The organism is Streptomyces sp. NBC_00210, from assembly GCF_045160975.1.
In the GTDB taxonomy this organism is placed as follows: Bacteria; Actinomycetota; Actinomycetes; order Streptomycetales; family Streptomycetaceae; genus Streptomyces.
Window position 1 is genome coordinate 3,231,051 of the sequence record NZ_CP108120.1, and the last position, 11,929, is coordinate 3,242,979.

Annotated in this window: 12 protein-coding genes; 4 read left to right on the forward strand and 8 right to left on the reverse strand. The window is 70.5% G+C overall.

Annotated elements, in window-relative coordinates; genetic code table 11:
* Positions 1-28: 28 nt before the first annotated feature.
* The 4 genes from OG729_RS14520 to OG729_RS14535 form a co-directional block, all read right to left on the reverse strand.
* Entirely contained in the window at positions 29-1,501 is a 1,473-nt protein-coding gene (locus OG729_RS14520; protein ID WP_405806402.1) for a GntP family permease, read from the reverse strand.
* Positions 1,502-1,751: 250 nt separating this feature from the next.
* Entirely contained in the window at positions 1,752-2,162 is a 411-nt protein-coding gene (locus OG729_RS14525) for a RidA family protein (protein ID WP_405806404.1), read from the reverse strand.
* On the reverse strand, positions 2,159-2,938 hold the full coding sequence (locus tag OG729_RS14530; RefSeq protein WP_360879357.1) for an IclR family transcriptional regulator: 780 nt from the start codon (positions 2,936-2,938) through the stop codon (positions 2,159-2,161). The genes OG729_RS14525 and OG729_RS14530 overlap by 4 nt, the downstream gene beginning before the upstream one ends.
* Positions 2,935-3,996 carry a sugar kinase gene (locus OG729_RS14535; protein ID WP_405806406.1) on the reverse strand — a complete coding sequence of 354 codons (1,062 nt, stop codon included), beginning with the start codon at positions 3,994-3,996 and terminating at the stop codon, positions 2,935-2,937. The genes OG729_RS14530 and OG729_RS14535 overlap by 4 nt, the downstream gene beginning before the upstream one ends.
* Before the next feature lie 141 nt (positions 3,997-4,137).
* On the opposite strand from OG729_RS14535, the gene OG729_RS14540 reads away from it, so the two are divergent.
* Positions 4,138-5,418: an alanine racemase gene (locus OG729_RS14540; RefSeq protein ID WP_405806408.1), complete on the forward strand. Its 1,281-nt coding sequence runs from the start codon at positions 4,138-4,140 to the stop codon at positions 5,416-5,418.
* Positions 5,419-5,429: 11 nt separating this feature from the next.
* The gene (locus tag OG729_RS14545) at positions 5,430-7,046 is read left to right on the forward strand and encodes an amidohydrolase family protein (protein WP_405806409.1); all 1,617 of its coding nucleotides are present in this window, start codon (positions 5,430-5,432) and stop codon (positions 7,044-7,046) included.
* Here the strand turns inward: OG729_RS14545 and OG729_RS14550 are convergent.
* From OG729_RS14550 to OG729_RS14560, 3 genes are all read right to left on the reverse strand, one after another.
* Positions 7,039-7,668: an alpha-ketoglutarate-dependent dioxygenase AlkB gene (locus tag OG729_RS14550; protein WP_405806410.1), complete on the reverse strand. Its 630-nt coding sequence runs from the start codon at positions 7,666-7,668 to the stop codon at positions 7,039-7,041. The two genes, OG729_RS14545 and OG729_RS14550, sit on opposite strands and share 8 nt — an antisense overlap.
* Positions 7,669-7,722: 54 nt before the next feature.
* Complete coding sequence (locus OG729_RS14555; RefSeq protein ID WP_405806412.1) at positions 7,723-8,598, reverse strand: serine protease; 876 nt, start codon at positions 8,596-8,598, stop codon at positions 7,723-7,725.
* A 182-nt stretch (positions 8,599-8,780) separates the two neighbouring features.
* Positions 8,781-9,281 (reverse strand): DUF5949 family protein, encoded by a 501-nt coding sequence (locus tag OG729_RS14560; protein WP_405806413.1) that lies wholly within the window; start codon positions 9,279-9,281, stop codon positions 8,781-8,783.
* A gap of 218 nt (positions 9,282-9,499) precedes the next feature.
* Between OG729_RS14560 and OG729_RS14565 the strand changes: the two genes are divergently transcribed.
* On the forward strand, positions 9,500-9,754 hold the full coding sequence (locus OG729_RS14565) for a hypothetical protein (RefSeq protein ID WP_405806414.1): 255 nt from the start codon (positions 9,500-9,502) through the stop codon (positions 9,752-9,754).
* Between the two features lie 6 nt (positions 9,755-9,760).
* Here OG729_RS14565 and OG729_RS14570 read toward each other — a convergent pair whose 3' ends face one another.
* Positions 9,761-11,068, reverse strand: a complete 1,308-nt coding sequence (locus tag OG729_RS14570; protein WP_405806416.1) for a GNAT family N-acetyltransferase — start codon at positions 11,066-11,068, stop codon at positions 9,761-9,763.
* 438 nt (positions 11,069-11,506) lie between these two features.
* On the opposite strand from OG729_RS14570, the gene OG729_RS14575 reads away from it, so the two are divergent.
* The gene (locus OG729_RS14575; RefSeq protein WP_360879382.1) at positions 11,507-11,797 is read left to right on the forward strand and encodes a hypothetical protein; all 291 of its coding nucleotides are present in this window, start codon (positions 11,507-11,509) and stop codon (positions 11,795-11,797) included.
* Positions 11,798-11,929 lie beyond the last annotated feature (132 nt).

Genomic DNA, 11,929 nt, shown 5'->3' on the forward strand with positions numbered 1-11,929 from the left:
CGTTCTGCGTTCTGCGTTCTGCCTACCGCTAAACGGCCAGACTCAGCGCGGCCGCGACCGCGAAGCCCGCGACCGAGAGAACCGACTCCAGCACCGTCCACGACTTCAGCGTGTCGCGCTCGGAGATGCCGAAGTACTTGGCGACGATCCAGAACCCGCCGTCGTTGACGTGCGAGGCAAAGATCGAACCGGCCGAGATCGCCATGATGACGAGGGCGAGGAAGGCCTGCGAGTGGTTGGCGCTCTCGACCAGCGGGAGCACGATGCCGGCCGTGGTGACGATCGCGACCGTCGCCGAGCCCTGCGCCACGCGCAGCACCAGCGAGATCAGATACGCGAGGACGACCACCGGCAGGCCGACGTCGTTGAAGGTGTCGGAGAGCGCCTGCGCGACGCCGCTCGCCTTGAGGATGGCGCCGAAGATGCCTCCCGCGCCGACGACGAGCAGGATGTTGCCGACCGGCTTGAGCGAGGAGGTCGACACCTGCTCGAGGGACTTGCGCGACCAGCCGCGCCGGATGCCCAGCAGGTAGTACGCGAGGAGCAGCGCGATCGTCAGGGCGACGAAGGGGCTGCCGAAGAACTCGATGACGCTGCGGAGGGTGGAAGGGTCCAGCGCGATGGAGGAGAACGTCGCGGCGAGTATGAGCACCAGCGGCGTACCGATGATGAGGAGAACCGTGGCGAGGGAGATGGGCGCCTCGGCCGACTGCCCGTCGCGCCGCATGCGCTCGGCGGCGACCGCGGCCTTGGCGTCCTCGGCGGCCTCCACCATGTCCTGCGGGACCTCGACGAAGAGCCGCTTGCCGATCCAGGCGGCGTAGCCCCAGGCGGCCAGGACCGCCGGGAGGCCGACGAGGATGCCCATCAGGATGACCCAGCCGAGCGAGACATGCAGCAGACCGGCGGCGGCGACCGGGCCGGGGTGCGGCGGCAGGAAGGCGTGGGTCATGGACAGACCGGCCAGCAGCGGCATCGCGTAGAGGATGATCGACTTTCCGGACCGTTTGGCGGCGGCGTACACGATCGGCGCGAGGACGAAGATGCCGACGTCGAAGAAGACGGGTATGCCGAAGATCAGGCCGGTGAGGCCCATGGCGAGCGGGGCGCGCTTTTCGCCGAAGAGGTTCAGCAGACGCGAACTCAGCACCTCGGCGCCGCCGGACACTTCGAGTATCGCGCCGAGCATGGTGCCGAGCCCGATGATGATCGCTACGTGCCCGAGGATGCCGCCCATGCCCTGCTCGATGACCGAGACGGCGGCGGACTTCTGGACGGTGCCGAAGAGTTCGGTGACGGAGAGACCGGCGGCGAGGCCGACGGCTATGGAGACGGCGAGCAGGGCGACGAAGGGCTGCAGCCGGACCTTGATGATGAGGACGAGCAGCAGCGCGATGCCGAGGGCGGCGACGGTCAGCAGACCGGCGGTGCCGTCGATGAGGAGGAGGAGACCGCCGGTGTGCGGCGGGGCGGGTGGTGGTGCGTCAGCGGCGATGAGCATGGGGATTCTTCCTGTTTTCGGGCAACGCGAATCGCGAGGTGAGCCCGGGAAAGCCGGACAACCACGTCAAGCCGCGATGCGACAAGGGGGGCAACGCGAATCGCGGGGTGAGCCCGGGAAAGCCGGACAACCACGTGAAGCCGCGATGCGACAGGGGGGGCAGGGGGGACCGCGGGACGGCGCTCGGGGGAAGCGCGCCGCCCCGTGCAGTGGGGGGTTCAGCAAGATCAACCGAAGGTCAGTCGCGGATTCAGCCCAGGACTGCCAGTACGTCGATCTCGATCAGGAGGCCGGCAGGAAGGCCGACGTACACCGTCGTACGGGCGGAGGCGGGGGCTCCCAGGCCCTCGCCCTCGAAGTACGCGTTGTAGATCTCGTTCATCTCGGCGAAGTGGTCCACGTCGGTGAGGTAGACGCGCGTCATCATGACGTCGTCCCAGCTCGCGCCGCCCTCTTCGAGGACCGCCTTGACGTTGGCGAGGGTCTGGAGGGTCTGCTCACGCAGCGTGGGGCCGGCGACGGTCGGGGACTGCCCCTCGACGGCGGGCAGAAAGCCGACCTGGCCGGCGACCTGAAGGATGTTGCCCTTCTTGACGCCGTGGGAGAACTTCGCGGGCGGGGCGGTGTGGGTGGCGGGGGTGATCGCGATCTTCTCGCTCATGGAGCTTCCTTGGGTGGGACGGCTTTTGCGTCGGGTACAGCACCGGAGTACTCCCGGCTGATGGCGTCGGCCGTGCGGCGCACCAGCGGGAGAAGGGTGAGGAGTTCCTCGGCGGTGACGACGACATTCGGCGCGGAGACCGACATGGCGGCCACGACCCGGCCGTCCGCGCCGCGGATGGGCGCGCCGATGCAGTTGATGGACTCCTCGTGGCCGCCGAGGTCGGTGGCCCATCCCTGTTCGCGGACGACGGCGAGCTCCTTGAGGAACGCGGCGGGGTTCGGGATCGAACGGGATGTGTACATGGGGTAGTCGAGCTTCTCGGAGAGGGCGCGCCGCTCGGCCTCGGGGAGGTCGGCGAGCAGCAGTTTCGCCACCGCTGCGACGGTGATGGCGACGGGCTTGCCGATCCGGGAGTACATCCGGACGGGATAGCGGCTCTCCACCTTGTCGATGTAAAGGACCTCGCTCTCCTCGTACACGGCGAGGTGAACGGTGTGCCCGCACTGCTCGTTGAGCTGTACGAGATGGGGGTGCGCGATCTCCCGCACATCAAGGTTCTCGACGGCTTCCTGGGCGAGCGCGAAGAGGCGGGCGCCGAGGCGGTAGCGCTGGTCCTGCTGGCGGTAGACGAGTCCGTGCTCGTGGAGCGTACGGAGCAGGCGCAGGGCGGTGGACTTGTGCACGCCGAGCCGGTCGGCGACCTGTCCGAGGTCGGCGGGTCCCTGCGCGAGCAGCGGCAGGATGCTCAGTGCGCGATCGACGGTCTGGCTCATGGCGTAGCTACCTCCTCATCCACGGCTGCGGTCCAGCCGGGGCCGAGGTGCAGTGTCTCCCAGCCACGCGCGTCGAGTGCGACCAACCGGTCGGCATACGCCCGCGCGGGGGGCACGGCGAGATCCGCGTCGACGGTGAGCGTGGCGGCGGCCATGAGATGCCCGTGCCGCAGCCGGTCGTGGGCGGGGAGCCCGCGGAGGGTGGCGGAGAGAAACCCGGCGGCGAACGCGTCGCCGGCGCCGACGTGGGCGACGACATCGACGCGGGGCGCGGGCGCGTGCGTGACGGTGTCGGGGCGAGGTCCGGGTCCGCGGCCGGGGCCGCTGCGGGCGTACGCCACCGCACCCTGTGCGCCCCGCTTCACCACGAGCACGTCCGGCTCACGCAGCGCCTCCCGGATCGCATCCGCGCCCCGCACCCCCCACGCCTCCTCCGCCTCGTCCTCGCCGACGAAGACGATGTCCGCTCCCCGGGCCAGTTCGAGGAGGACTGTCGGACCCGCGGCGTCGCGCCACAGGCCAGGACGGTGGTTGACGTCGAAGGAGACGAGCGGGCGCCCCGGGCGCCGCGTCGTCAGGTCACGCATCAGCGCCAGGCAGTCCGCCGACAGTGCCGCCGTGATCCCGGACAGGTGCAGGATCCTCCCCGCCCACACGTCCTCGTCCCGCACAGTCGACCGCGACATCGCCGACGCCGCCGACCCTGTCCTGTAGTAGAGGACCTCATGCGCATCGGCCGCGCGGTCGCCCGCCGTACGGAAGTAGATCCCCGTCGGCCGCTGCGGATCGCGCTGCACCGCCGACGTGTTGACGCCGTACGCCGCCATCGCCGCGACCAGGTGCTCGCCGAAGCCGTCCGCGCCCACCCGGCCGACCCACTTCGCGCTGTGCCCGGACGCCGCGAGCGCACAGGCCACATTGGACTCCGCCCCGCCGATGCCGCGTACGAACGACGGCACATCGGTGAGGCGGCCCGGCGCCGTGGGCACAAACGTGACCATGGACTCGCCGAGGCAGACGATGTCCACGGGGCCGGCTCCGGGCACGGTGGCGGTCACGATCGCTCAGGCTCCTCGCTGGTGGGCCGCCGGACACCATTGACCCGGCGTTGGCACGGATGTTAGACAGCGATAAGCGAAGTGCGCAATGAGTGTTGCGAATGTTGCAACGCAGAAGAAAATGCGACCCGAGGAGGATCCATGGCAGGCGACAACCCCGTCGGACGACTCGCCGACGAACCCGTCGACCACCGCTTCAAGGCCCTCCCCCCGGACGCCGAAACCGCCGGCCTCACCGTCGGCGCCCTCGCCGCCCAGCGCCGCAACCTCTTCACCGGCGGCTTCACCACCCCCGTCCTCGCCCTCTCCGCCGAGTCCGTCGAGCACAACCTCGCGCTCCTCGAGACGTACTCCGAGCGCCACGGCCTCGCCTTCGCCCCCCACGGCAAGACCTCGATGTCGCCCCAGCTCTTCGCCCGCCAACTGGCGTACGGCGCCTGGGGCATCACCGCCGCCGTCCCCCACCAGGCCCGTGTCTACCGCGCCTACGGCATCCAGCGGATCTTCCTCGCCAACGAGGTCGTCGACCCGGCCGCCCTGCGCTGGCTCGCCCACGAGCTGGACACCGACCCCGACTTCCGCTTCATCTGTTACGTCGACTCCGTACGCGGCGTCGAGCTGATGGACGATGCGCTGCAAGGGACCGGCCGCCCCCTCGATGTCGTCGTCGAGCTCGGCGCAGGCGACGGAGCCCGCACCGGAGCCCGAAGTGAAGCCGACTGCGCCGCCGTCGCCGACGCCGTGGCCGCCGCCGAAACCCTCCGCCTCGTCGGCGTCGCCGGCTACGAGGGCGAGGTCCCCCGGGCCGACGGCGACCGGGTACGCGCCTGGCTGCGCCGCCTCACCGCGCTGGCCGCCGACTTCGACAAGTCCGGCCGCTTCGCCGCCACCGAGGAGATCGTGATCAGCGCGGGCGGCAGCGCCTGGTTCGACGCGGTCGCGGACGTCTTCGCCGAGATCCCCGAACTCTCCCTCCCCGTAGTGAAGTTGCTCCGCTCGGGTGCATACGTCTCGCACGACGACGGCCACTACCGCCATCTCACCCCCTTCAACCGCGTCCCCGACGAGGGCCGTCTTCAGCCTGCCTTCCGCCTCTGGGCCCAGGTCGTCTCCCGTCCCACCGAGGAGCAGGCCTTCGTCAACGCGGGCAAGCGGGACGCCGCGTACGACCTCGACCTCCCCGAGGCCCAGGTCGTACGCGACGGCCGTACAGGCGAGATCCGCCCCGCGGCCGGCATCACGGTCAGCGGCCTCTCCGACCAGCACGGCTGGGTGCGTACGGCATCCGAGGCGCGGCTGGAGGTCGGCGACTGGATCGGCATGGGCCTGTCCCACCCCTGCACCAGCTTCGACAAGTGGCAGCTGATCCCACTCGTGGAGGCGGACGGCACGGTCACCGACTACATCCGCACCTTCTTCTGAGAGGCCGCCCCATGGATCTCGTCATCCGCGACGTTCGCGTCATCGACGGCTCCGGCGGCCCCTTCTACCGCGCCGACGTCGGCCTGGACGGCGGCCGGATCGCCGCCATACGCCGCAAGGGTGCGCCTGCCCTGTCCGGCAGACGCACCCTCGACGCACACGGCCTCGCCCTCTGTCCCGGCTTCATCGACATGCACGCGCACAGCGATCTCGCCCTGCTCCGCGACCCCGCGCACGAGGCGAAGGCCGCGCAGGGCGTGACCCTCGAAGTCCTGGGGCAGGACGGGCTGTCGTACGCGCCCGTCGACGACGCCACCCTCGGCGAGGTCCGCCGGGCCATCACCGGCTGGAACGGCGGTGCGCCCGGGGACACAACCATCGACTTCGACTGGCGCACGGTCGGCGAGTATCTGGACCGTCTCGACCGCGGTATCGCGGTCAACGCCGCCTATCTCGTCCCGCAGGGCACCGTACGGATGTACGCGGTCGGCTGGGACGACCGCCCGGCGACCGAAGCCGAACTCCGGCGGATGAAGCAGCTCGTTGCCGAAGGCCTCGAACAGGGCGCGGTCGGCATGTCGTCCGGCCTGACCTACACCCCCGGCATGTACGCGGGCAACGCCGAACTGACCGAACTGTGCCGGGTGGTGGCCCGCTACGACGGCTACTACTGCCCGCACCACCGCTCGTACGGAGCCGGGGCACTCCAGGCCTACGAGGAGATGGTCGCCCTCACCCGCGACGCCGGCTGCGCCCTCCATCTCGCCCACGCCACGATGAACTTCGGTGTGAACAAGGGCAGGGCGCCGGATCTGCTCGCCCTGCTCGACGAGGCGCTGGACGCGGGCGCGGACATCAGCCTCGACACCTACCCGTACACCCCCGGCTGCACCACACTCGTCGCGATGCTGCCGAGCTGGGCGGGCGAGGGCGGGCCCGAGGCAGTCCTGACCCGCCTGCGGGACGAGGAGAGTGCCGAGAAGATCCGCCACCACCTGGAGGAGATCGGCTCGGACGGCTGTCACGGCGTACCCATCGAGTGGGACACCATCGAGATCTCGGGCGTGAGCGACCCCGGGCTCGCGGGCTGCGTGGGAAAGACGATCCAGCAGTCCGCCGACCAGCGCGGCGAGTCCCCCTGGGGCACCGCCCGCCGGCTCCTCATCGCCGACCGCCTCGGCTCGACGATCCTCCAGCACGTCGGCCACGAGGAGAACGTCCGGCAGATCATGCGCCACCGCGTCCACACCGGAGGCAGCGACGGCATCCTGCAGGGCTACAAGCCGCACCCGCGCGCGTACGGCACCTTCCCGCACTATCTCGGGCGGTACGCAAGGGAGTTGGGCATCCTCACCCTGGAGGAGACAGTGGCCCATCTGACCTCGCGCCCGGCCGCCCGGCTGCGGCTGCCCGACCGCGGCCTGGTCCGCGAGGGCTACCGCGCGGACCTGGTGCTGTTCGACCCGGACACGGTCGCGGCGGGCTCGACCTTCGAGGCCCCCCGCACACTGCCGACCGGCATCCCGTATGTGCTGATCGACGGCAGATTCGTGATCGAGGACGGTGCGCGTACGGACGTCATGGCGGGCCGTTCGGTACGCAGGACTCCCGCGCGGTCCGTCAGCTGACCCCGTGCGGCCGGAACTGGATGCTGATGCGCGGCCCGACCGCGCGGGCGGTCTTCGGCACGGCGTGCTCCCAGGTCCGCTGACAGGAACCGCCCATCACGATGAGATCGCCGTGCCCGAGCGGCCGCCGCAAAGGCAGCCTGCCGCCGCCGCGGGGCCGCAGCACCAGATCGCGCGGCGCCCCGACGGACAGGATCGCGACCATGGTGTCCTCCCGTGACCCGCGCCCGGTGGTGTCCCCGTGCCAGGCGACGCTGTCCCGGCCGTCCCGGTAGTAGCAGAGCCCTGCCGTGGTGAACGGCTCCCCGAGCTCGCGCGCGTAGTACGCGCAGAGCGCGGCGCGGGCCTCGTCCAGGGCGGGGTGCGGGAGGGGGTCCTCCTCCCGGTAGTAGGCAAGCAGCCGCGGCACGTCCACCACGTGCTCGTACATCTGCCGCCGCTCGGCCCGCCATGGCACCTGGGAGACCAGCTCCTCGAACAGGGCGTCCGCCCCGCCGAGCCAGCCGGGCAGCAGATCGATCCAGGCCCCGTCCCCGAGCACGGTCCGCCGGACGTCCTTCAGCGGACCGAGCCGTATCTCGTCGGTCTGGTCGAAGAGGGAACCCTGGAGGTGTGCTGCCATGCCTCCAGGGTACCTCTCCATTCGAACATACGAACGGATTACTCCGGTGAGGCGCTACGGCTTGGGCAGTGTGCAGCCCGCCCGGCCCAGGTCGATCTTGTTGTCGAGGCCGACGCAGGGGACGATCAGGTACGTCTCCTGGCCGTAGTTAATCCCCTGGCGCACGGTGACCTTCCCGCTCTCGTCCACCTCGCACGGGTTGTTGTCGGTGCAGCGCCCGCCGTCCTCGTTGCCGGTGTTGTTGACGGCGACGACCTTGCCCGTTGCGTTGTCGACGACCGGCGAGCCCGAGGTGCCGCCTATCGTGTTGCAGCTGGAGGTGTAGCGGACCGAGTCCTTCCAGGTCCACTCACCTTCCTTGAGGCGGTACGCGAACCCGTCGATGTTGCAGCTGTAGATCCGCTTCCAGTACCCGGAGACGACCTTGATGGCCGTGCCCTGCACGGGGTGCACGGCGTTCAGTTCGAGCGCCTTGATGCCGTAGCTGCTCTGTATCTGCGCGTACGTACGGGTGAGTTGATACAGCGAGATGTCGGTGTCCGTCATCGTCGCGTACGCGATCTTGCTGGCCCGCAGCGTGGCGACTCTGCTGCCCGCGGAGTTGAGCAGAGAGAAACTGCGGGTGGACGGCTGGTCGACTATGACCTCGCCCGCGGCCGGGAAGCCGCTCTCGATGCAGTGCCCGTTGGAGAGTACGAGGGCGGGGTCGTCGGGCTCCGAGGCCGGTGTGCGCACCACCGATCCGGAGCAGTTGCTGAGCGCCACAGTCCCTGCGAAGTCGACCGCCTTGAGGTCGACTCGGGGCTTTGCGCCGGTTTCGGCGCTCGTGGCGGCCGATGCCGCGTCCGCGGGGGTGACCGCGATCGCGGGGGCCGCGCCCGCCCCGAGGAGTGCGAGGGCGAGGAACGCGCCGACGAGAGGCTTCTTCATGTGGGGGTCCCCTCTTGCGACTTCTGTGACCGAAGGGGGTCTTCGGTTTGTCATGCGCATTGTTGGGGGATCCGCCTCGGCCGACAAGGGACTGTTTCCGGTCAGGCGTTGACAGCACCCTGAAGCCGCAAGCCCTGCGGCCGGGCCGCAGGGATGCGGGCGTCACCGCTACCGGGGCACGGTCACCGCCGCAGCCGGCCCACCGGCAGCAGTACATGCGCCGCGCTGGTGAGGGTGTCCTCGTCGCCGAGGAAGGCCTGGAGCACGTCCTCGGTGACGGGCCGGCCCGGAGCCGCCTCGGGCCACGGACGGCTCGCGATCATGAAGTGCACATGGCCGCGACCGTCGGCGGCGCTGAGCCACTCCTTCGGGACGGGGCACTGAACGTTCAGATAGGGCATGCTCAGGACGGCCTGACCGCCCTCGACGAGCAGCCTGATCGGGGAGTTGTTCGCGCCGGTGACGTCGGCCAGGCCACCTCCCGGCGTGAGCCCGAGCTCCCCGATCATCGCCAGGACGGCGGCCTCGCCCGCCTCGGCGCCCGCGGCACCGTCACCGAGGGAGTAGGCGATCAGATAGGGCGTGTCGTGGCCCTCCTCGGGATCGCCGGTCCACGCGAGCACCGAAAGGGTGCCCAAATGGCCACGCTGAACGGTGCTTTTGGAAGTGTGTGCAGTGGTCATGGCTCGGCACCCTAGGCCCTGCAAACCCCGCCCAGCTCACGCGTTCACCTGGATGGCCGAAGCCGGGTGTCTGCTGTGACTGCCGATCCCCATGAGCGTTCCCGCGGTGCAGTGGAGACGTGCAATCCGCATTTTCGGGGTCGCAAAAACGTTCCTGCCGTACCCCCGCTCCGCAGCCCGGCAGTGACTTCGCCCGCCGGTCGCGCGTTTGTCGCCTTATGGCAAGGACCAACGCGCCTGCTCCCTGGCAGCGCGTCCAGACGCTCTCAGCCCCGAATCCGACGAGTCCGCCCGCCGGCGCCAGCCCCATCTACGAAGAGCTCGAGCGGGAGTGGGCCGCCGCAGGCCGCACTCTGCCGGGCAGGCCCGACTTCGAATGGACCCGTCTCGCCCACTATGTGCCGCAACCGGGCGGCACGGCCGACGCCCGACCCGGTACCCCGCCGCCGCGCAGGGGCTGGCTCCACGCCTGATCGGTGTCAGCGTTCGCGGACGGGCTGCGTCGCTCCCGCCGCGGACACCGGCGGGGCGGGGTGCGGCACCCGCGCCTGCGCGCCGCCGCGCAGGCGCTTGCGCACCCCGGCGACGAGGCGGCCTGCCGTGAACGTCGCGCCGTGGACGAGGGGCAGCGCCGGATCGAAGGACGGCGCGGCGGACAAGCGTGTGCCGACGTTCCCCGCCGCGATCTCGCGCCGGGCCGCCTGCGACGCGCGCAGCCGCAGCGCGGCCTCGAGCCCGGCCGGAGCGAGCAGCAGCCGCTGATTGATGACCGCCCTCGGTCGCCAGTGGTTCTTGTACGGCTCGTCGCCCCGCAGCAGGCTCAGCACCTGCCGTCCCCCGCTCGCGGCGAGCTCGACCTCATGACGCAGCAGCAGCGTGGTGACGTCCACGTCCTTCTCCCTCAGCCCCGGGTGCGCGCCGTGCAGATAGCTGCCCGTCAGATACCCCGAGTGCAGCGCCACACTGGCCGCCACCACCTCGCCGTCCAGCCGGAACTCCGTGAGCGAGGCCTCGCCGTCCCGCACCATCCGCCGGATCGCCCGCGCCAGATGCTCCGCCAGGCGCGGCTCGTGGTGCTCCACGGTGGCACGGCTTCCTCTCCGCTCGAGTTCGCGCAGCCGCAGCAGATGGTCGACGGCCGCCGGCACCTCGTGCTCCGGCACCGCACAGTCCTCGATCTTCAGCGCGTCGATCTTGCCAAGACCGGCCCGTGCGCGCTGCGCCCTGCCGGCCGGCAGCCGCTTGAGGATCTCCTCCACCGGGACTGCCGGGAGCTCCAGACAGACCGAGTCGGCAAGCCGCCGTCGCGCCCCGGTCCACGCCTCGTACAGCCGCTCGGCGGCAGCCCCCGGCCGTACCTCGCGCAGCTCGATCACCGCATGGCGGGCCGCGCGGTGCAGGCCACGCTCCAGCGCCGTGATCGCGGTCTGTGCCTGCTCGTCGTCGACGAGGATGTCGCCGAAGTCGGAGATCTGGCCGCCCATCGGCACGAGCAGCGGCAGCGGGCGGTGTACGAGCATCAGGGGCGCGGCCGCGATCAGAACTCCGCCACGGCGTACGAGAACGACACGGAGCCGGCCGCCGCGCCCGTACGAGAGCCACCAGGACAGCAGCCAGGCGTGGCTCTGGAAGGGCGTGGCCGTGGCGCACCTGCGCTGCAGCGCCTGCCACTCGGGCCGCAGGCCGGCGAAGTCGCGGGGGTCACGGCACAGGCTGACCGAGAGTGCGCCGGTCCGCCGCGACGGCGGTCCGGGGGTGGCGGGTTCCTGCTCGGGCGACTCGGTCATTGGCCTGCTCACTTGGTGGAGAGGTTGGTGAAGTGGAGGGCGAACACAGGCCCGGGGCAGAGCAGTTGGGGCGCCGGAGCGCGACGCCCCCAGCCACCGGTGCAGCCGGGTGAAAAACCGTCAGTCGGCTGTTCTCACTCGTACTTCTCTGCAGCACGGGCGGCTCGCTTCGTACGCGGACGGTGATTCTGGCTCTGCCAAGCAGCGCCGCCGTGAAACAAAACAGGAGTGCACTTTGTCAGAGAGCCAGTTGGAAATCACGCCAGACTCGCTCGCACCGCCTTCTGCGGGTCGCCGTGGACGATCGGGATCGATCGGCCCAATAACAGCTGGTACGAGAATCTCCGCGGCGCGGCCCCAGGGTTTCTCCTGCGGCCAGGTGTCGTTACCCATGGCGACGGCGGCGAGAATCGCAGCCTGGGAAAGGGGTCCGAAGACATGAAGTACTCGAGGGTCGCCGCGATCATTGCCGGCTCCGTGGCGGCCATGGGGGCAGCCTCTCCCGCGATTGCCGCGACGACGGCGCCCATGCCCCCCATGAGCCTCAACGGCGGCCTTGCCCATACCGTCAGCCAGACCCCGCTGCTGAACGGCGACGAGTCCATGGTGACCGGGATCGCCGACGCCGCGACCGAGCTGAAGAACGCCAAGGGCGGCGCCCCGGGGAAGGTTCTGAAGACGGCGCACGAGGTCACCCCCCTGCTGGGCGGCGTCGGACTGGGCGGCTGAACGGGCCCTTGTGGGAGGGGCGTTCCGGAGGGGGGTGCGACCCGGCGGTCGCACCCCCCTCCCGTTGTTGTGCAGTTCAGCCCGCACGGGAAGAGACCTGGGAAAGACACCAGGGTGGCGCCACCGGTTGGT